This window comes from Paenimyroides ceti (assembly GCF_030409925.1).
Genome location: NZ_JAUFQU010000001.1, coordinates 2,249,444 through 2,270,686, shown reverse-complemented (window position 1 = coordinate 2,270,686; position 21,243 = coordinate 2,249,444). Strand labels below are relative to the sequence as shown.

Annotated in this window: 18 protein-coding genes and 4 tRNA genes; 15 read left to right on the top strand and 7 right to left on the bottom strand. The window is 38.0% G+C overall.

Translation table 11 applies throughout. The annotated features are described in order from the left end of the window. Window positions 1-69: 69 nt before the first annotated feature. The 3 genes from purT to QW060_RS11345 form a co-directional block, all read right to left on the bottom strand. Window positions 70-1,239: a formate-dependent phosphoribosylglycinamide formyltransferase gene (purT, locus tag QW060_RS11355; protein ID WP_290363679.1), complete on the bottom strand. Its 1,170-nt coding sequence runs from the start codon at window positions 1,237-1,239 to the stop codon at window positions 70-72. A 131-nt stretch (window positions 1,240-1,370) separates the two neighbouring features. Then, complete coding sequence (locus QW060_RS11350; protein WP_290363678.1) at window positions 1,371-2,900, bottom strand: OmpP1/FadL family transporter; 1,530 nt, start codon at window positions 2,898-2,900, stop codon at window positions 1,371-1,373. A gap of 10 nt (window positions 2,901-2,910) precedes the next feature. Continuing rightward, a complete protein-coding gene (locus QW060_RS11345; protein WP_290363677.1) occupies window positions 2,911-3,723 on the bottom strand; it encodes a hypothetical protein in 813 nt (270 codons plus the stop codon). Window positions 3,724-3,824: 101 nt separating this feature from the next. Between QW060_RS11345 and proS the strand changes: the two genes are divergently transcribed. The 7 genes from proS (at window position 3,825) to typA (ending at window position 8,071) form a co-directional block, all read left to right on the top strand. Next, a complete protein-coding gene (gene proS, locus QW060_RS11340) occupies window positions 3,825-5,303 on the top strand; it encodes a proline--tRNA ligase (RefSeq protein WP_290363676.1) in 1,479 nt (492 codons plus the stop codon). 203 nt (window positions 5,304-5,506) lie between these two features. Continuing rightward, window positions 5,507-5,578: transfer RNA gene (locus QW060_RS11335), tRNA-Glu, on the top strand. A 33-nt stretch (window positions 5,579-5,611) separates the two neighbouring features. Next, window positions 5,612-5,683: transfer RNA gene (locus QW060_RS11330), tRNA-Glu, on the top strand. 33 nt (window positions 5,684-5,716) lie between these two features. Beyond that, window positions 5,717-5,788: transfer RNA gene (locus QW060_RS11325), tRNA-Glu, on the top strand. A gap of 33 nt (window positions 5,789-5,821) precedes the next feature. After that, window positions 5,822-5,893, top strand: a tRNA-Glu gene (locus tag QW060_RS11320). A gap of 42 nt (window positions 5,894-5,935) precedes the next feature. Then, the gene (rpsT, locus tag QW060_RS11315; protein ID WP_290363675.1) at window positions 5,936-6,187 is read left to right on the top strand and encodes a 30S ribosomal protein S20; all 252 of its coding nucleotides are present in this window, start codon (window positions 5,936-5,938) and stop codon (window positions 6,185-6,187) included. 84 nt (window positions 6,188-6,271) lie between these two features. Then, window positions 6,272-8,071, top strand: a complete 1,800-nt coding sequence (gene typA, locus QW060_RS11310; protein ID WP_290363674.1) for a translational GTPase TypA — start codon at window positions 6,272-6,274, stop codon at window positions 8,069-8,071. A gap of 76 nt (window positions 8,072-8,147) precedes the next feature. Here typA and QW060_RS11305 read toward each other — a convergent pair whose 3' ends face one another. Next, window positions 8,148-9,776 (bottom strand): acyl-CoA carboxylase subunit beta, encoded by a 1,629-nt coding sequence (locus tag QW060_RS11305; protein WP_290363673.1) that lies wholly within the window; start codon window positions 9,774-9,776, stop codon window positions 8,148-8,150. Window positions 9,777-9,967: 191 nt separating this feature from the next. On the opposite strand from QW060_RS11305, the gene QW060_RS11300 reads away from it, so the two are divergent. The 6 genes from QW060_RS11300 to QW060_RS11275 all read left to right on the top strand — a co-directional run bounded on the left by QW060_RS11300 (window position 9,968) and on the right by QW060_RS11275 (window position 18,095). Continuing rightward, window positions 9,968-10,612, top strand: a complete 645-nt coding sequence (locus tag QW060_RS11300; protein ID WP_290363672.1) for a DUF47 domain-containing protein — start codon at window positions 9,968-9,970, stop codon at window positions 10,610-10,612. Window positions 10,613-10,631: 19 nt separating this feature from the next. Then, the gene (locus tag QW060_RS11295) at window positions 10,632-11,726 is read left to right on the top strand and encodes an inorganic phosphate transporter (RefSeq protein WP_290363671.1); all 1,095 of its coding nucleotides are present in this window, start codon (window positions 10,632-10,634) and stop codon (window positions 11,724-11,726) included. A gap of 133 nt (window positions 11,727-11,859) precedes the next feature. Then, a complete protein-coding gene (locus QW060_RS11290; protein WP_290363670.1) occupies window positions 11,860-12,258 on the top strand; it encodes a hypothetical protein in 399 nt (132 codons plus the stop codon). Window positions 12,259-12,391: 133 nt separating this feature from the next. Next, window positions 12,392-13,474 carry an efflux RND transporter periplasmic adaptor subunit gene (locus tag QW060_RS11285; RefSeq protein ID WP_290363669.1) on the top strand — a complete coding sequence of 361 codons (1,083 nt, stop codon included), beginning with the start codon at window positions 12,392-12,394 and terminating at the stop codon, window positions 13,472-13,474. A gap of 27 nt (window positions 13,475-13,501) precedes the next feature. Further along, complete coding sequence (locus QW060_RS11280; protein WP_290363668.1) at window positions 13,502-16,666, top strand: efflux RND transporter permease subunit; 3,165 nt, start codon at window positions 13,502-13,504, stop codon at window positions 16,664-16,666. Next, on the top strand, window positions 16,659-18,095 hold the full coding sequence (locus QW060_RS11275; RefSeq protein WP_290363667.1) for a TolC family protein: 1,437 nt from the start codon (window positions 16,659-16,661) through the stop codon (window positions 18,093-18,095). Before QW060_RS11280 ends, QW060_RS11275 begins: the two co-directional genes overlap by 8 nt. Window positions 18,096-18,120: 25 nt before the next feature. On the opposite strand, the gene prfB is transcribed toward QW060_RS11275, so the two are convergent. After that, window positions 18,121-19,216 (bottom strand): peptide chain release factor 2 gene (gene prfB / locus QW060_RS11270; RefSeq protein WP_290363666.1). Its coding sequence is split into 2 segments (ribosomal slippage): window positions 18,121-19,152 and window positions 19,154-19,216, totalling 1,095 coding nucleotides; the frame shifts between segments, so codons are not numbered across the junction. 77 nt (window positions 19,217-19,293) lie between these two features. Here prfB and QW060_RS11265 point away from each other — a divergent pair. Both QW060_RS11265 and QW060_RS11260 read left to right on the top strand, forming a co-directional pair. Beyond that, a complete protein-coding gene (locus QW060_RS11265; protein WP_290363665.1) occupies window positions 19,294-19,689 on the top strand; it encodes a DUF6146 family protein in 396 nt (131 codons plus the stop codon). Window positions 19,690-19,720: 31 nt separating this feature from the next. After that, the gene (locus tag QW060_RS11260; RefSeq protein WP_290363664.1) at window positions 19,721-20,044 is read left to right on the top strand and encodes a DUF6787 family protein; all 324 of its coding nucleotides are present in this window, start codon (window positions 19,721-19,723) and stop codon (window positions 20,042-20,044) included. A gap of 5 nt (window positions 20,045-20,049) precedes the next feature. Here QW060_RS11260 and QW060_RS11255 read toward each other — a convergent pair whose 3' ends face one another. Both QW060_RS11255 and QW060_RS11250 read right to left on the bottom strand, forming a co-directional pair. Then, window positions 20,050-20,760 carry an SAM-dependent methyltransferase gene (locus QW060_RS11255; RefSeq protein ID WP_290364748.1) on the bottom strand — a complete coding sequence of 237 codons (711 nt, stop codon included), beginning with the start codon at window positions 20,758-20,760 and terminating at the stop codon, window positions 20,050-20,052. A gap of 28 nt (window positions 20,761-20,788) precedes the next feature. Then, window positions 20,789-21,235, bottom strand: a complete 447-nt coding sequence (locus QW060_RS11250; protein ID WP_397386079.1) for a low molecular weight protein-tyrosine-phosphatase — start codon at window positions 21,233-21,235, stop codon at window positions 20,789-20,791. Window positions 21,236-21,243 lie beyond the last annotated feature (8 nt).

The following is a 21,243-nucleotide window of genomic DNA, read 5'->3' as shown; positions in this document are numbered from 1 at the left end:
ATTACGACAAAAAAAGTACAGACTTTATGGGTCTGTACTAAATCTTTTCTAAAATAGAATTATACTGTTTTAAAAATCATTGACTTCGATTTTTCCTGCCAATTCTTTTGCCCGGACTACTATATCCTCAATTGAGCTGTTTACAGCATCATAAGTCAATACAACACCCATTCTTCTATATGGACGTGAAGTGGGCTTGCTGAAAATTCTAAGATCTGTTTTTGATTTACCCGCAACTTCTTCTATACCGTTATAGGAAACCTTGTTACTTTCTTTTTGAGCAAGTATAACGGCACTAGCACCGTTTCTTTCCAGAGTGATTTCATCTATCGGCAAGCTTAAAATTGCTCTTAAATGAAGTTCAAATTCATTGAAGTTTTGAGTATTGGCCAAAGTTACCATTCCTGTATCATGAGGGCGTGGTGAAAGTTCAGAAAAATAAACACCATCATCTGCAAGGAAAAATTCGACCCCAAAAATACCGGCACCACCAAGTGCTTCCGTTACTTTTTTTGCCATTTCACAAGCTGTGGCTAACTGTTCTGAAGACACATGTGCAGGTTGCCAGCTTTCCTGATAATCGCCGCGTTCCTGACGGTGACCAATAGGCGGGCAAAACAAAGTTGGTAATTGGTTGTTTTGTGTAACGGTAAGCAGGGTGATCTCAGAATTAAAGCTCACAAAAGCTTCAGCAATTACTTCTATAATATCGCCTCTTGATCCTTCAACCGCATAATTCCATGCTTTTTGTATATCTGCTGTTTCTTTTATAACAGATTGACCTTTTCCTGAAGAAGACATCAATGGTTTTACCACACAGGGCATACCTATTTCTTGTACAGCTCTTTGCAATTCTTCTGCTGAGGTAGCATATCGGTAATCAGCTGTTTTTAGTCCCAGTTCTTTTGCTGCCAAATCTCTTATGGCTTTACGGTTCATGGTGTAGTTGGCCGCTTTTGCTGAAGGTACTACAGTAATACCTTGTTTTTCATAGGTATAAAATCGTTCAGTTCGTATGGCCTCAATTTCGGGTACAATAAAATCGGGTTGATGTTTTTCTACGATGGCATCCAGCGCTTCACCATCGAGCATATTAATGACTTCAAATGATTGAGCTACCTGCATGGCAGGTGCATTTTCATAACTGTCTACAGCAACGACATACTGACCGAGACGCTGAGCAGCAATAACAAATTCTTTTCCGAGTTCGCCGGAACCCAAAAGTAAGATTTTTTTCATGGTTGTGGTGGTGTTTAGTAAGCGATAAAATTAAAGAGAAATTCAGTGGTAAACAATGAATGTCAAATAAAAACCTTCCTTAATTGCGTAAGGAAGGTTTTTTATCTTTCAGATTTATGGGCTGGCTCTCTTTAAAAATGAACTGTATAGGTCAAAGAGATATTGTTTAATTTTGTTTTTATCTGTGCATTATCAGATAATCCCGATGTGATAAGTTGTGATTGCATAGGCTGGTGGGTAAATGTATATCCCAGGTCTAAACGGGCAGTTCCGAAACTATATCCGAGACCTCCGGAAATACTGTTGATGTCTCCAACGATAGAAGTATCTTTATAAGGACTTTCAACAAAACGATACCCAGCTCTGAGGCTCACACGTTGTATGCGGTATTCTCCTCCGACTCTGATTTCGTTTGATGCTTTCAGCTGATCGTTGTAGAAAGTATTGAGATTATCAAAACCACCGCCTTTATACTCGGTTTTACTATAATCTTTACGGGTATAATCTATATTGAGTAAAGCTGATTTTCCAAAAACATAGGATAAACTTCCTGTAAATGAAGCAGGTGTTTTGATGGTATATTTCTCATAGATCGTAACCACGTCAGGATAAACGTTTGCGGTACTTTGTACGCTGTTTACACGATAATTGGTGCTCACATTTTGCTGAAATTCGTCATTTACTCGATACCATGTAGGAGATTCATACGATAATCCGGCACGCAGTTCATTGGTAATATTTACCAGACCTCCTATATTAAAAGAAAACCCGGAACCATACGTATAAGTATTGTTGTTGAAAAGAATTTCAGTAACTCCGTTTTCAATAGCATTACTGGTATTTCTTTCATAAACACTCGCATTTTTGAGAAAATCCAGATAGTGATAATTAATATTAGCTCCCAGATAAAAGCGGTCGTTAAAGTCAAAACCGGCATTTGCGGTTAATTTTCCGTTATATCCGGAAGTGATGACTGAAGCTGACTGGTTATATGTGCCAGGAGCTACATTACTTACATATCCATTGGAACCGTTTTCATTAAGAATATAAGATTGATAACCTAACATCGCCTGTTGTGCAGAAAAGCCATTAGCAACACTGTTGAGATAGGCATATAAATCGGTAATAGTTTCGCCTTGTTGGGTTTTTACCAGGTCAGTAGGCACAGCCTGACCATTGAAGCCGGTATTGGCATGCCCTAAAAAGTAATTTCCGATACTTTGATTGTTTACTCCGCTTATATACTGACTGTTGTCATAAACTGCATCAGTTCCTATAACAACACCAAAAGTAACTTTTTTCAAAGCGTTTTTAGCACTTGTATTGTCAAATACAAATATACCTCCGGCATTGGTAGCCTGTAAATCACCATCTTTGTCTGAGCTTTTAGAGCCTAAAAATGTAGCATCATTTTTGAACCAGCGGTAACTTCCTGTAAAGGAAGCCGTATTATAATTGCTTAAAGCACTTCCTGCCGGATTGATCTGAATACCTGATACGTCACCTCCTAAAGCTCCGAATGATCCACCCATAGCATTAAATCTCGCTGTACCATTAAGCTGTTTGGTTCCGAAAAGAACTGCATCTGAAGGAGTGATTTCCTGTGCCGACATAAAATTTATGGCAAATAATAAACCGGCGGTTACAATTATTTTTTTCATGTTTTGTGTTTTATCTTCTACCTGTGCTTATTCTTCCGCCTCCGCCTCCGGTACTCATTCTCGGAGATCCGGTACTCATTCTCGGTGAAGAACTGCTGGAATTGAAACGGGTATTATTACTTCTGTTGTTGTTAAAAGAGTCGTTTCTGTAAGAACTTCTGCTTCTGGAAGTATTGTCAAATCTTGAGCTGCTGTTGTTTCTTGAGATTCGGTCACTGACTACAGCAGGAGTAGAGATGGTTCTTCTTGGTGTTACGCTTCTCGTATTTCTTACATCGGAAACATTTCTGCTGCTTCTGTAAGAGTTGTTGGTTACATAACGGTTGTCATTATATAATCTTCTGTTGCTTGAGTACGAAACATTTCTATACCTGTGTCCGTAATATGGATAGCCCCAGCCGCCATATCCCCATCCCCAGTAAGGACTTCCATACCAGCCCGGATATCCCCATCCGTACCATCCTCCGAATCCCATACCGAATCCGAATCCAAAACTGCCATATCCCCAATACGAATTGTCATACAGATATATGTTGGTTTCTGAGGTGTTGTCTCCCCATCCGGCATATCCCTGATTGTCATAAGAAGAATAGTTTTCAATATCTGTTACATACTCCTGAGCATCAGCTGCTCTTTCTTTAAAGTACTGTTGGTAATATTCGGTGTGGTTGTACGTTGGTGGTTCTTTATAACGCTCTTTGTTATAAATACCGTCTGTGTCAATATAGGTTTGCTGTAAACTACAAGATGAAGTACTGAATAGTACGGCTCCTAAGAGACCTGCAATGCTGCTTATGCGGAATATTTTGGAAGATGTGTTCATATTAGATGTAGTTTTATAGTTGAACTTTTTACAAAAATAGTTAGTTTTGTCTCAAATTGTGTTAATTTTTATTAAACAAAATTTATACCAAAATATTTATAATGAGCAAGAATATTACCACACGCGCAGAAGATTATTCCAAATGGTATAATGAACTGGTAGTGAAAGCCGATCTGGCTGAAAATTCAGGAGTTAGAGGATGTATGGTTATTAAGCCTTACGGTTATGCCATCTGGGAAAAATTACAGGCTGAATTAGATAAGAAATTTAAAGAAACAGGTCATCAGAACGCTTATTTTCCCCTTTTTATCCCCAAAAGCTTATTTGAAGCAGAAGAAAAAAATGCGGAAGGTTTTGCGAAAGAATGTGCTATTGTAACTCATTATAGATTGAAGAATGATCCGGATAATCCGGGTAAATTAATGGTAGATCCGGATGCTAAACTGGAGGAAGAACTTATTGTTCGGCCAACTTCTGAAGCTATTATCTGGAATACCTATAAAAATTGGATTCAGTCCTATCGAGATTTACCTATATTAATCAACCAATGGGCAAACGTGGTACGTTGGGAGATGAGAACCCGTTTGTTTTTACGTACAGCAGAGTTTCTATGGCAAGAAGGGCATACAGCTCATGAAACCAAGCAGGAAGCAGTTGCGGAAGCAAAACAAATGCAGGATGTGTATGCTGATGTTGTGGAAAACTTTATGGCTATTCCGGTAGTAAAAGGTTTTAAGACAGAGACGGAGCGTTTTGCAGGTGCGGATGATACCTATACAATTGAAGCGCTGATGCAGGATGGTAAAGCATTACAGGCTGGAACTTCTCATTTTCTGGGTCAGAATTTTGCAAAAGCATTTGATGTGAAATTTGTGAATAAGGAAGGGAAGCAGGAATATGTATGGGCAACTTCATGGGGCGTTTCAACACGTCTTATGGGGGCTTTGATTATGACGCATTCTGATGATAACGGATTGGTACTGCCTCCTAAGCTGGCTCCGATACAAGTAGTTATTGTGCCTATTCATAAAACAGATGAACAGTTGCAGCAAATTACAGATCAGGTAGATGTTTTGGTTGCAGAACTTAAAAAAATAGGAATATCGGTTAAGTTTGATGACCGTACCAACTTAAAGCCGGGCTGGAAGTTTAATGAGTATGAATTGAAAGGAGTGCCGGTTCGGATTGCTGTAGGGCCTAAAGACATGGAGAACGGTACTTATGAGATTGCACGTCGCGATACCCTAACGAAAGAGGTTGTTTCTAAAGAAGCTGCTTTGGACTATATCTCAGGACTTCTGGAGGATATTCAGGCAAATTTATTCAACCGTGCTTTAACGTATCGAGATGAGCATATCACAGAGGTAAATTCTTTTGATGAGTTTAAGGAAGTTTTAGACACAAAAGGAGGTTTTATATCTGCGCATTGGGATGGGACGCCGGAAACGGAAGAAAAAATCAAAGAACTTACAAAAGCAACGATCCGATGTATTCCATTAAATCGTGTTGCTGAAGAAGGAAAATGTGTGTACACTGGAGCTGTGTCTGCGGGTAGGGTATTATTTGCGAAAGCCTACTAGTTTGATACCGAGTGTACTAAAAACTTTTTTTATTTTTTTTTGAGTCAAAGTGAAATTTTGATTTGTAAATTTGAGAAATATTAAGATATTTGCACACTCCAAAATAAAACGACATAGTTTTTTATTAGGAAAAAGATTAAAAAAATCTTGCACGTTCAAATAAGTTTCGTAATTTTGCAACCGCAAATGAGATAAATAAAGTTGGTCCGTTCGTCTAGGGGTTAGGACGCCAGGTTTTCATCCTGGTAACAGGGGTTCGATTCCCCTACGGACTACAAAAAAAGTTATCAATCTTTTTAAAAATTGAAGGTCCGTTCGTCTAGGGGTTAGGACGCCAGGTTTTCATCCTGGTAACAGGGGTTCGATTCCCCTACGGACTACGAAAAAAGTTATCAATCTTTTTAAAAATTGAAGGTCCGTTCGTCTAGGGGTTAGGACGCCAGGTTTTCATCCTGGTAACAGGGGTTCGATTCCCCTACGGACTACAAAAAAAGTTATCAATCTTTTTAAAAATTGAAGGTCCGTTCGTCTAGGGGTTAGGACGCCAGGTTTTCATCCTGGTAACAGGGGTTCGATTCCCCTACGGACTACGAAAGAGAAAGATTAAAAATATTATATATAAATAAAAGAAAATGGCAAATCATAAGTCAGCTTTAAAAAGAATCAGAAGCAACGAAAAGAGAAGAGTATTGAACAAATACCAACACAAAACAACTCGTAATGCGATTAAAGCTTTACGTTTGGTTGAAGATAAATCAGAGGCAGGAGAGAAATTAGTTGTTGTGACTTCAATGATTGATAAATTAGCTAAGAAAAACATCATTCATGCTAATAAAGCTTCTAACTTAAAATCAAAATTAACAAAACACGTTGCTGCTTTATAATAAAGCCAAGGTGATTGTATAGATATTTTAAGCTCTCAAGTAAACGAGGGCTTTTTCTGTTGAATACAAACAGTATCCTATTTTATGACACAAATTAGAAATATTGCAATTATTGCACACGTTGACCATGGTAAGACTACGATGGTAGATAAGATTATGTATCACTGTCAATTATTTAGAGAGAATGAAAATACTGGTGATTTGATTCTTGATAATAATGATATTGAACGAGAGAGAGGAATTACCATTGTATCTAAAAACGTTTCCGTACAATATAAGGGTACGAAAATTAATATTATAGATACTCCTGGTCACGCGGATTTCGGTGGAGAAGTAGAACGTGTATTAAACATGGCAGACGGGGTACTTTTGATTGTGGATGCTTTTGAAGGACCAATGCCTCAGACGCGTTTCGTTTTACAAAAAGCAATTCAGTTAGGATTAAAACCTTGTGTGGTTATCAATAAAGTAGACAAAGAAAACTGTACACCGGAAGAAGTTCATGAAAAGGTTTTTGACCTTATGTTTGAATTAGGTGCTGAGGAGTGGCAGTTAGATTTCCCTGCAGTTTACGGTTCAGCTAAAAATAACTGGATGTCTACTGACTGGAGAAAGCAAACCGATTCGATGGAGCCCTTGTTAGAAATGGTGATAGACCATATCAAACCAGCAGAAGAAAAAGAAGGTACACCACAAATGCTGATTACTTCTTTAGACTACTCAAGTTTTACAGGACGTATTGCAATCGGACGTTTACAGAGAGGTGTTTTAAAAGAAGGAATGAATATCTCTTTGATTAAAAGAGAAGGCGGTATTGTTAAATCAAGAATAAAAGAGCTTTATACATTTGAAGGTTTAGGCCGTAAAAAAGTAGAATTTGTAAAAGCTGGTGATATCTGTGCCATCGTAGGTATTGAAGGTTTTGAAATCGGTGACGTAGTAGCAGATGCAGAAAATCCGGAAGCATTACCAACCATTACAATTGATGAGCCTACAATGAGTATGTTGTTTACCATCAATGATTCTCCGTTTTTCGGAAAAGAAGGTAAGTTTGTAACGTCTCGTCACATCAAAGACCGTTTGACAAAAGAATTAGAGAAAAACCTTGCATTGCGTGTAAACGAAACAGATTCAGCTGATAAGTTTATGGTTTTCGGTAGAGGTGTATTACACTTATCTGTATTGATCGAAACCATGCGTCGTGAAGGATATGAATTACAAATCGGTCAGCCGCAGGTAATCATAAAAGAAATTGACGGTGTTAAATGTGAGCCTGTAGAGGAACTAACTATTGACATTCCTGAAAGTTTATCAGGTAGAGCAGTAGAGTTTGTTACTTTGCGTAAAGGTGAAATGTTGTCAATGGAACCAAGAGGAGAACGTATGATCATTGTATTCAACATTCCTTCAAGAGGTATTATCGGTTTGCGTAACCAATTATTAACTGCAACAGCTGGTGAGGCGATCATGTCACACCGTTTCCTTGAATATCAGCCTTACAAAGGAGAAATAGCAGGGCGTAACAACGGATCGTTAATCTCTATGGAAAACGGAAAAGCTATTCCTTATTCTATTGATAAGCTTCAGGACCGTGGTAAGTTTTTCGTAGATCCGAATGAGGATATCTATGAAGGTCAGGTAATCGGTGAAAACTCCCGTAGTGATGATATGACCGTAAACGTAACAAAAACTAAAAAGTTGACCAACGTTCGTTCTTCTGGAGCAGATGATAAAGCGAGAATTATTCCTGCGATCAAGTTCTCTTTAGAAGAAGCTTTGGAATATATTCAAAAGGATGAATATGTTGAGGTAACTCCAAAATCACTTCGTTTGAGAAAAATTTACTTAAACGAAAACGATCGTAAACGTTATAAAATTGACTAACTCTCTTGATTAGTCTTATATAAAAAAAGGAACTCTAATTTGAGTTCCTTTTTTTTGTTATATAGAAGTAAAGTAATTAAACTTGTATAACACCGAGGTTAAATGGTTTTTCGATAGGAGCGTGGTTCGCTGCCTCTATTCCCATAGAAATCCATTTGCGGGTATCTAACGGATCGATAATCGCATCAGTCCATAATCGGGCTGCCGAGTAATAGGGAGAGATCTGTTTATCGTATCTCGCTTTAATCTTATCAAACAATTCTGCTTCTTTTTCAGGAGTTAATTCTTCTCCTTTTGCTTTTAAGGAAGAAGCTTCTATCTGAAGCAATACCTTTGCTGCCTGTGCACCACCCATTACGGCTAACTCTGCACTTGGCCATGCAAAAATAAGTCTTGGATCGTATGCTTTTCCACACATAGCATAGTTACCGGCTCCATAAGAGTTTCCAATGACAACTGTAAATTTAGGCACTACGGAATTAGAAACGGCATTTACCATCTTTGCACCGTCTTTGATAATGCCTCCGTGTTCAGATTTGGATCCAACCATAAATCCGGTTACATCCTGTAAGAAAACCAAAGGAATTTTCTTTTGATTACAGTTGGCAATAAAACGGGTTGCTTTATCAGCAGAATCGGAATAAATAACTCCTCCAAATTGCATTTCACTTTTTTTTGTCTTTACCACTTTACGCTGGTTCGCTACAATACCCACTGCCCAACCGTCAATTCTTGCGTAAGCAGTGATGATAGACTGGCCGTATCCTTCTTTGTATTCATCAAATTCTGAATTATCAACCAAACGTTTGATAATTTCTTTCATATCATATTGTTCTGCTCTTGATTTTGGCAGAATACCATAAATATCTTCAGGATTTTCCGCAGGTTTTACGGCATCGATTCTGTTATATCCTGCTTTATCATAATCACCTATTTTATCTACGATATTTTTGATGGTATCCAAAGCATCTTTATCATCTTTCGCTTTGTAATCTGTAACACCGGAAATCTCGCAATGAGTGGTAGCACCACCTAACGTTTCATTGTCAATGCTTTCACCAATAGCGGCTTTTACAAGATAGCTTCCTGCTAAGAAAATACTCCCTGTTTTATCTACAATCAGGGCTTCATCGCTCATAATTGGCAGATAAGCACCTCCAGCAACACAACTCCCCATAACTGCTGCAATCTGGGTAATACCTGAGCTGCTCATGATGGCATTGTTTCTGAAAATTCTTCCGAAATGCTCCTTGTCCGGAAATATTTCATCCTGTAAAGGCAGGTAAACTCCGGCACTGTCAACCAGATAAATGATAGGCAGTCTGTTTTCCATCGCAATTTCCTGTGCGCGCAGATTTTTCTTGGCAGTTATTGGAAACCAGGCACCCGCTTTTACAGTGGCATCATTTGCTACAACAATACATTGTTTTCCTTTGATATACCCTATTTTTACGACAACTCCACCGGAAGGACATCCTCCGTGCTCTTCATACATCTCATCTCCGACAAAGGCTCCGATTTCAATGGTTTTAGCATTTTTATCGAGAAGATAATCAATGCGTTCACGTGCCGTCATCTTTCCTTCTCCATGCAGTTTTGCTATTCTTTTTTCTCCTCCCCCTAATTTTACTTTGGCCAATCTTTGTTTCAGATCAGACAGTAAAAGCTTATTGTAGTCTTCATTCTTATTGAAGTTAATATCCATCTTGAATATGATTAAATACGTTATTTTTCGTTTTTTGCTAAAATACGAATTAGAATTTATTTTTAATGAAATATTAGTGTATTATATAGATGAGAAAGATCTGAAATATATTTTTTGCAATTTCAGCGCTTCTTAATGTTAAGTTAACATTGCGATAATATATTTGCACAGAAATTATAACTTTAAATAGAATGTCTTTAAATTCAATTTTTCAATTTTTAGTTCCAAAGGATAAAGTTTTTCATCCATTGTTTGACACAGCTGCAGGTAAACTAAAAACACTGGCAGAAACGCTTCACGAAGCATTAAATTTGCCAAGTAAAGATAGAGAAAATTTACTGAAAGAAGTAGAAATACTAAAATCAGAAATCGAAACAATTGCACAAAAAACACGTGTTGAATTAGGAAAAAGCTTTATAACTCCTTTTGACAGAGAAGATATTCACGCACTTATTACGGCTATTGATGAAGTAGCAGATAATATGAGTGATGCGGCAAGCCGTATGCGTTTATATCAGATTGATAAAGTAACAAAGCCATTGAGAAAACTGACGGAAGCAAATCTGGAAGCAACAACCGAAATCGCTTTTGCAATTACACAGATCAAAGATTTTAAAAATCTTGCTAAGATATCGGAAAGCTGTAAAAACATCAATCGTCTTGAGAGAAAAGCAGACAAAGTATTTGATAAAGCAGTAGCAGACATCTTTGAAAACGAAACCAATATTTTAGACATCATACGTTATAAAGAAGTAATGATGGCATTAGAATTAGGAACGGACAGTTGTAGAAAAGTAGCAAATGTACTTGAAACAATTACCGTTAAATATTCATAATTTAAATAAATAGTTCATTATGGATATGTTTATGGACATTATAAGCAGACCTCAGGGGATACTGCTTATAATTACGATTGTATTGGCTCTGGGATTTGACTATATCAACGGATTCCACGATGCAGCCAATTCAATTGCAACAATTGTGACTACCAAAGTTCTTACGCCTTTTCAGGCAGTAGTTTGGGCCGCTTTCTTTAACTTTATTGCTTATTTTATTTCACTTTATGTTATTGGCGAATTTAAAATTGGTAATACCATCGCAAAATCGGTTAATGAAAACTTCATTAATCTGGAAGTAATATTAGCCGGATTAGTAGCCGCTATTTTGTGGAACTTAGCAACCTGGAAATTAGGAATTCCTTCTTCATCATCGCATACCCTTTTAGGCGGTTTTATGGGAGCAGCGGTAGCGCATGCAGGTGCTTTAATGGTAGACGGTCAGGACGTTATCAACTATGCAAAAGTAGTACCTACATTCCTTTTTATATTCGGAGCACCGCTTTTAGGAATGTTTGTAGCCTATCTTATTACAGTATCCATCCTTTGGATTTGCAGAAAAGCCAATCCGCACAGAGCTGAAGTTTGGTTTAAGAGATTACAGCTTGTTTCATCAGCACTGTTCAGTTTAGGACATGGTGGAAATGACGCACAGAAAGTAATGGGTATCATTGGTGCAGCCGTTATTTTTTACCACGTAAATGTGGATTTTGACCCACAATATTTGGCTGAAGGAGTAAATAAGTTTGATGTTTTCGTAGAACATTGGTGGTGGGTACCATTAGCGTCTTTCTTATTCATTGGTTTAGGAACCCTGAGCGGTGGATGGAAAATTGTAAAAACGATGGGTTCAAAAATTACCAAAGTAACACCATTAGAAGGTGTAGCTGCTGAAACAGCAGGTGCAGTTACTCTATATGTTACAGAACATTTAGGTATTCCGGTATCTACAACACATACCATCACAGGATCTATCATCGGAGTAGGGATCACTAAAAGGATTTCTGCTGTAAGATGGGGAGTAACTATCAGCCTTTTATGGGCATGGATATTGACCATTCCGGTATCAGCATTAATTGCAATGGGTGTGTATCATATTGTAATGTTATTCTAAATCAATTTCAAATAAACATAAACCACCAATAATCTTGGTGGTTTTTTTATGTAAAAAACTTATCAACATAGAAAAAAAGTGGTCGCGTTAAAAAATGTTAATAAACTTTTACGTTTCAATTTAAGAAGTAAATTTGGTTCGAATTATGAAACGTATTCTGACGCATATTTTAGCCTTTTTTTTCCTGCTTTTCTTTGCAGGTTTCCGGTTATTAGACATATCTCAGAATAATGATGCTTCTTATGCAACTGCAAAAATAGTTAAGACACATCGTCATTCCGTAAAAGCTGTTGAACACAAAATTACGAAAGAAAGCCACACAGAATATGCCTTTCCAAGTATAGAAACAGATTTAAATGATTTTGATTTTTCAGATCAGGTGGTCTTGTTGGCAACTTTTACAAAACTTGTGGTTTTTGCTTTCATTGCTTGCTATTTACTAAAGCGCTTAAATAAGCGCCGTTTTTTCTATGAAGCCTATATACGGATATTTAGCCATAAATATCTTGTGCTTCGTACTCTAAGAATTTGATTTCTTATACTTCTACACCATTTTTTATGTAACTGTAACGCTATTATTGTTAATAGATGTTACCGTAAGTCATTTTTTGCTTTAATTTCAAAAGCAGCCATTTACCATATAAATTAATTAGCATTCATATTGTATGAGAAGAGTAGCATTTTTTGTTTCTCTAAGTACTGTCGTGGCGATGATCAGCTGTACATCGCATAAACAGGAAAAAGAAGAGGTTAAGGATTATCCTGTTACAAATCCTATCACATTAGACACCATTGTTATGAAAGATTATGTGTCTCAGGTAAAATCCATTCAAAACATCGAAATAAGAGCGCAGGAAAAAGGTTTTCTGCAGGATATTTTTGTTGATGAAGGACAATTCGTTAAAAAAGGGCAGTTACTGTTCCGTATCAAACCGCAAATGTATCAGGCAGAATTACTCAAAGCCAAAGCAGAGGTAAAAGAAGCGCAGATTGAGCTTCAGAACGCCAAAACATTAGCGGATAATAATGTGGTTTCAAAAAATGAGCAGGCAGTAGCTACAGCACGATTGGAAAAAGCGAAAGCAGAAATGCAGTTGGCTCAAATTCACTTGTCTTTTACTGATATACGGGCTCCGTTTTCAGGTGTTATTGATCGCATTCCTAAACGTTTAGGGAGCCTTATTGATGAAGGTGAACTTTTGACAACGCTTTCTGACAACTCCCAGATGTACGTATATTTTAATGTTTCTGAGCAGGAATATCTGAATTACGAAACTCATACTAAAGACCGCGGTGGTGATCAGGTAGATTTGGTTTTAGCGAACAATATGACGCTTCCTTACAAAGGTAAAATAGAAACGATTGAAGGGGAGTTTAATAATGAAACAGGTAATATTGCTTTTCGTGCCAAATTTCCAAATCCAGATCATTTGCTTAGAAATGGAGAAACAGGAAAAGTGCGTATGACAGTGCCGTTGACGCATGCCATGATCATCCCACAAAAAGCGACTTATGAAATTCAGGATAAAAAATATGCTTTTATTGTTGATGACAAAGGAATTATCCACTCCAAAAATATCATTGTCAGCAGTGAAATTCCGGATCTGTATGTCATTGCAAGTGGTCTGACAGCCAAAGATAAGATTTTGCTGGAAGGTACTCAAAGTGTAAAAGAAGGAGATAAGATACGGTCAAAATATCTGAATCCTAAAAAAGTGATGGCTTCTTTACGCTTAAAAGCCGAATAATCAATTGTAAAATAATAAGCACAAAGTATGTTTAAAAGATTTATTCGCAGACCCGTTCTGTCGATAGTAATTTCGTTGATTATTGTTTTTCTCGGCGTATTATCCTTAGTAAAATTACCTGTAACACAGTTTCCGTCTATTTCTCCTCCAAAGGTAAATATTACTGCAGAGTATCCCGGAGCCAATGGAGAACTGATGATTAAGTCGGTCATCATTCCGCTGGAAAGAGCTTTGAACGGCGTTCCGGGAATGAAATACATGACCTCAGATGCCGGGAATGATGGAGAGGCTTCTATTCAGGTTATTTTTGATTTGGGAACAGACCCCAATCTTGCTGCTGTAAATGTACAGAACAGGGTTTCATCTGTTGTAAATAAGTTGCCTCCTTTAGTTGTGAGAGAAGGTGTGAAAATCACACGGGAAGAATCCAATATGCTGATGTATATCAACTTATACAGTGATGATGTACATTCTGATCAGAAGTTTCTGTATAACTATGCCGATATCAATGTGTTATCAGAGTTAAAACGTGTTAATGGAGTAGGTGTGGCTACAATCCTCGGAAACAGAGAATATGCGATGCGTATCTGGCTTAAACCAGATCGTATGAACGCTTATAAGATCTCTGCAGAAGATGTTATGAAGTCTCTGGAGGAACAAAGTTTGGAGGCTTCACCCGGAAGAACTGGGGAGAGCTCCGGAAAACGGTCTGAAGCTTTTGAGTATGTTTTAAAATATTCAGGACGTTACAATTCTGAAGAGCAATACGGCAACATCATATTACGGTCTAATCCTGATGGAGAAATTCTCCGGCTGAAAGATGTAGCTGATATTGAATTTGGGAGTGCCATGTATGACATTTATTCCAATCTGAATGGAAAACCATCTGCAGCAATTGTTGTAAAACAATCATTTGGTAGTAATGCCAGTGATGTAATCAAGAATGTAAAAACGCTTATGGAAGATTTAAAAACAGATTTTCCTAAAGGGATGCATTATGAAATCAGTTATGATGTTTCCAAATTCCTTGATGCCTCAATGGAAAAAGTAGTTCATACGCTTATAGAAGCTTTTATATTGGTAAGTATAGTCGTATATCTGTTTTTAGGGGACTGGCGTTCAACACTGATTCCAACCTTGGCGGTTCCGGTGTCTCTGATAGGTACATTTGCTCTCATGCAGTTTTTTGGTATTACACTTAACCTGATTTCCCTTTTCGCGTTGGTTATGGCTATCGGAGTAGTAGTAGATGATGCGATTGTGGTAATTGAGGCTGTACATGCCAAGATGGAAGAAAAACATTTATCTCCTTATAAGGCAACTCAGGAAGCAATGCACGAAATTAGCGGAGCCATTGTAGCAATAACCTTTGTAATGGCAGCTGTATTCATTCCCGTTGCTTTTATGTCAGGACCTGTAGGTATTTTTTACCGTCAGTTTTCCATTACTATGGCTACCGCCATCATATTGTCAGGATTGGTAGCATTAACGCTGACACCGGCTTTGTGTGCTATGATTCTGAAAAATAACCATGGCAAATCGCGTAAGCAGACTCCTGTGAGCAGATTTTTGGATCGTTTCAACAATTTGTTCAATAAAGGAGCAGGCAGATATGAAAAACTTTTAAATAAAACGGTTAACAAACGCACTGTCACTTTTGCATTACTGGCGGCTTTCTGTGCCGGTATCTTCTTCTTAAATAATAACTTGCCTACGGGCTTTATTCCTAATGAAGATCAGGGAATGTTTTATGCCATCATCCAGACGCCACCGGGATCAACACTGGAACGTACTAATGAAGTGGCAGAAAAACTTCAAAAAATAGCAGAAGGTATTGATGGGGTACAGTCTGTTTCTTCCTTAGCCGGATATGAGATATTGACAGAAGGTACAAGTGCCAATACCGGAACCTGTCTGATCAACTTGAAAAGCTGGGAAGAGCGCGGTAAATCTGCTCAGGAAATTATTGAAGAAATAGAAGAGAAAACCGAAGAACTGACCGGAGCCAATATAGAATTTTTTCAGCCCCCAGCTGTTCCCGGATATGGTGCTGCCGGAGGATTTGAACTGCGGTTACTGGATAAATCCGGAAGTGGAGATTATCAGAAAATGGAACAGGTAAGTAAGGATTTTGTCAAAGACTTAAGCAAAAGACCTGAATTGGGTTCTGTTTTTACTTTTTACAGTGCCAGCTTTCCTCAGTATTTACTAAAAATTGATAATGACATTGCAGAGCAGAAAGGCGTTTCTATAGCGAACGCAATGGAGAATTTATCTACTCTTATCGGTAGTAATTACGAAACAAGTTTTATTAAATACGACCGTCCTTATAAGGTAATGGTACAGTCATCTCCGGAATACAGAGCATTGCCACAGGATGTTTTAAATCTGTATGCAAAAAATGATCAGGGGGAGATGGTACCGTATTCTGCTTTTATGAAAATTGAAAAAGTATATGGTTTATCTGAGATTACAAGACATAATATGTATAATTCCGCAGAAATCAGCGGGGCTCCGGCTCCGGGCTACAGTAGCGGAGCCGTGATCAAAGCGATTAGTGAAGTAGCTAAAGAAAAATTGCCGAGAGGCTATGGTATTGACTGGGCGGGAATTTCAAAAGATGAGGTAGCTCGTGGCAATGAAGCCATCTACATTTTTGCTATTTGTTTAGGATTTGTATATCTGATTCTGGCAGCTCAATATGAAAGTTTTATTTTGCCCCTTCCCGTTATTTTATCCCTGCCGGCAGGAATTTTCGGAGCTTTCTTATGTCTGAAATTTTCAGGGCTTGAAAACAATATTTATGCTCAGGTAGCCATGGTCATGCTTATTGGCTTACTCGGAAAAAATGCTGTACTGATTACGGAATTTGCCGTGCAGAAACACCTGGAAGGTAATTCTATTTTAAAATCTGCTATTGAAGGAGCAGCCATTCGTTTTCGTCCGATTCTGATGACTTCATTTGCCTTCATTGCCGGATTGATACCTTTAGTACTGGCATCAGGTCCGGGAGCCATTGGAAATAAGACAATCGGGACTGCTGCTGCAGGAGGAATGCTTATAGGTACTGTTTTCGGACTAATTATCGTACCCGGATTGTATTATATTTTTGGAACCATTGCTGATAAGCGCAAACTGGTTCGTTATGAAGAAGAAAACCCATTAACTGAAGATTTAAATTTTGATGAATAAGTTAGTTTTAAAACAACTGGTATGTGCCGTTGTTATTGGTTGTAGTCTGTGGAGCTGCAAAGCTCCGCAAGCTGCCCAAGATCCGGAAAACAGAAGTAAAATGCCCGAAAATTTCGTACTGCATACTGATACTGTAAATTCAGGCATTACTCCGTGGCGTCAGTTTTTTACAGATCCTGAATTAGTATCTTTGATTGATACTGCCTTGCAAAACAATCAGGAACTCATGATTACCTTACAGGAAATAGAGATTGCCAAAAACGAAGTAATGTATAAAAACGGTAAACTGAAACCTGCGGTCTCTGCAAGGTTAGGAGCAGGGGTAGAGAAAGTAGGCCGCTATACAAGTCAGGGAGCGGGTGATGCTTCTACAGAGATTGAGCCTGGAAAAGAGATGCCCGATCCATTGGGCGATTTTTCAGGTACTCTTAATGCGCATTGGGAGGCAGATATCTGGAAAAAATTGCGAAATTCTAAACAAGCGGCTATAAAAAGATATTTGGGTACTGTAGAAGGGAAAAATTTTGTCTTATCAAGCCTCATTGCTGAAGTAGCAGATTCCTATTATGAACTGTTAGCTTTAGACAACCAGCTTGAACTTACTTTACAGTACATAGATCTGCAAAAACATGCTTTGGAAGTGGTTAAAATTCAGAAACAGGCAGCAAGAGGAACTGAATTGGCAGTTAAGAAATTTGAGGCAGAGTTACTGAAATCTCAAAGCTTAGAATTCAGCATCCGTCAGGAAATTACAGAAAAAGAGAATCGGATCAATGCTTTGTTAGGGCGTTATCCTCAGCCTATTCTTAAGGCAAAAAATGATTTTCTGGATTTAGTGCCTGCAACAGTTTATTCGGGTATACCAGCTCAATTACTCGGAAACAGACCTGATATCAAACAAGCCGAATTAGAACTTGAAGCAGCAAAACTTGATGTTAAAGCGGCAAGGGCAGAGTTTTATCCTTCATTAGATATTTCTGCTGCTATAGGATTGCAGGCTTTTAAGCCGTCTTATCTGGCCAAATTACCGGAGTCTCTTCTGTTTTCAGTAGCGGGTGATCTGGCAGCACCATTGATTAATAAAAGTGCTATTAAAGCGGAGTTCAATACCGCCAATGCACATCAGATTCAGGCTTTATATGAATATGATAAGGTGGTTTTGAATGCCTATCTTGATATTGTCAACCAGATGGCAAAAATAGAGAACATGCAGAAAGTATATGAGTATAAAGCAAAAGAAACGGATACGCTGGTTCAATCGGTGAATATAGCGAATGAATTATTCAAATCTTCCAGAGCAGATTATCTGGAAGTATTGATGACACAGCGCGATGCAATGGATGCTAAACTGGAACTTATTGAGGCAAAAGCACAACAACTCAATGCAGTGGTTGATATCTATAAAAGCCTGGGTGGTGGATGGCAATAAAAAAAGGAGCATTTGCTCCTTTTTTTTATTCTTCTTTCTGTCCCATCATCATCAGATAAGCTTTTAAGAACGGGTCGATTCCGCCGTTCATAACCGCTTCCACATCACTGGTTTCATGCTGAGTACGGACATCTTTTACAAGTTTATAAGGATGCATGACATAATTTCTGATCTGCGATCCCCATTCAATCTTCATTTTATTGGCTTCAATCTCATCTCTTTTTGCCTGTCGTTTCTTGAGCTCAATCTCATAAAGCTGCGATTTTAATAATTGCATCGCTTTTGTTTTATTGTCAAGTTGTGAGCGCGTTTCAGAGTTTTCAATAATAATGCCTGTCGGATGGTGACGTAAACGTACCGCCGTTTCTACCTTATTTACATTTTGTCCGCCGGCTCCTGATGAACGCATGGTTTCCCAGGAAATATCCGAAGCACTGATTTCAATTTCGATGGTGTCATCTGCTAACGGATATACATATACCGATGCAAAAGAAGTGTGCCTTTTGGCATTGCTGTCAAAAGGAGAAATACGAACCAAACGGTGTACTCCGTTTTCACCTTTGAGATAGCCGAATGCATATTCGCCTTCGAGCTCAAGGGTAACCGTTTTTACTCCGGCTACGTCTCCTTCCTGAAAATTGAGTTCTTTGATCTTGTATCCGTTTTTCTCGCCCCACATAAGATACATCCTCATCAGCATAGCTGCCCAGTCATTACTTTCGGTACCACCGGCTCCGGCAGTAATCTGTAAAACAGCACTGAGGCTATCACCTTCATCAGAAAGCATATTTCTGAATTCAATGTTTTCTATATGCGACAATGTGGTCTCATACTGCTCTTGCAGTTCTTCTTCGGAAAGTCCGTCTTCTTTAAAAAAATCATACGCTAATTGCAATTCTTCCGATAGGGCGACTGCTTTCTGATAATCTTCTACCCATTTTTTCTGGGAACGGATGTTTCTGACAATCTGCTCTGCTTCTTTGGCATTATTCCAAAAATCGGGAGCATATGTTTTTTCTTCTTCGTTTGTTATTTCAATAATTTTCTTATCGATGTCAAAGATACCTCCTTAACGCACCAAGGCGATCAATAAGATCTTTTATCTGATCTGTAGTTACCATAATTTTTTTTACAAATTTAGTTTAAAAAAGTCAAATGGATTAATATTTGATACCTTTAAACTATCAAATTTTTGATTATGAGAAATTGTTTTGTAATTATGATGCTGCTGTTGATAAACAGCATGATATATGGGCAGAATCCTAAAACGGATAAAGGAACTTCTACCATTGAAAAGGGGAAAATAACCATTTCGAATCCTGAAGTCGCCTATGAGGTAATCATTTTTGATACGGGATTTGAAAACTGGCTTGCGAAAAATGCCCGCCCGAGAAAATACTATGATCAGACTTTTTTAGAGAATCATAACAGGCAGTGGGTAGCCACATGGAATGCCCGTGCGACAGCAGGAAACAGAGGGTATGATTATACTATTGACTACAGAAACGGAATTGATTACGGATATGAAGTGAATTATATGCTGTATAATTATTTGTTATATTATCAGCAGACCAATGGAATAAAGTTGAATTAATAAGTATATTTGTACCGGTAAAATTTAAGGTATGGCAAGTTTAAAAGAACGTTGGGGGGTAAAATCCAATGTACAGTTTACAATTATTCTGGTTGTTTTTGCAATAACCGGTTCTACATCAGCATACATCACAAAACCAATTATGGAATTTTTGGGAATAACCAAAGATGTATTGCCTTTATTTTTTTACTATATCCTTAAAATTGTACTCATACTTCCGGTTTATAAAGTACTGCTTATTCTGATAGGTACTATTTTTGGTCAGCATCAGTTTTTCTGGAATTTCATCAAGAAGATGCTTACACGTATGGGAATGGGATTCTTATACGGAACTAAGAGCACTCCTAATCAATAGGTCTTTCAGTCTTTGTGTATGATAAAAATACACGGACGTTTATGCAGGTCTGGTTTTGATTTTTTCCACAGAGCAATAGGTTTGGTTTGTATGAATTCAGTAGGTAAACTGATATCACAGGCAATGCACAAACGTGTCTGAGGGTTCAGAATCTGCAACATATCCTCTACAATCTGATTATTTCTATAAGGAGTTTCAATAAACAGCTGAGACTGATTTCTTTCAAAAGACCATTTTTCCAGATTTTTTAAGGCATTCTTTTTTTCTGACTTATCAATAGGCAGATATCCGTTGAATGTAAAAGACTGACCGTTCATTCCGGATGCCATCATAGACATAAGAATAGAAGACGGGCCAACTAACGGAATTACTTTAATTCCTTTTTCATGTGCCATTTTTACTACAACAGCACCAGGATCGGCTACGCCCGGACACCCGGCATCACTCATTAAACCCATATCTTTCCCTTCGAGCATAGGCTGTATAAAACTGCTAATTTCTTTTGTGTCAGTATGTTTGTTGAGCTCAAATAATACCAGTTCTGACTGCTTTTTTTCAGGGTTTACCGCTTTGATGAATTTGCGGGCATCTTTGCTGTTTTCTACAACAAACACAGAGAGTAGTTCAATACTTCTGTAAACGGTCTGCGGTAATACATCTGCAGGATTAGAATCTCCTAATGTAACGGGTATAAGATATAAATTTCCTTTTGTCATTTCTCTCAAAATAAAAAACGCTTATGCGTTAATAAGCGTTTTGTTTTATACGTTCGGCAATCACTGTACAGGCATTGTCTAAAAGCTCAAATACATGACTGAAGCCGTCATTTTCTCCATAATAAGGATCCGGAACTTCTGAAACAGGTGAGTTTTGAACCTCTTCTAAGATTAGTTTTACTTTTTGACGGGCTTTTTCATCAGGCGCCAATTCCAAAACGTTTGCATAATTTGATCGATCCATTACATAAATAAGATCAAAATCGGAATAATCCTGAACAGTAAACTGACGGGCACGTTGTGTAGAAATATCAATGCCTTTTCTTCGGGCAATTTCTATAGAACGTTTATCCGGTTGCTGCCCGGCATGCCAGGCACCGGTTCCGGCAGAATCAATGGTAACCGAAGCATCTGTTTTAGATCGCAAAATGCCTTCAGCCAGAGGCGAACGGCAGATATTGCCTAAACAGACCATTACTATTT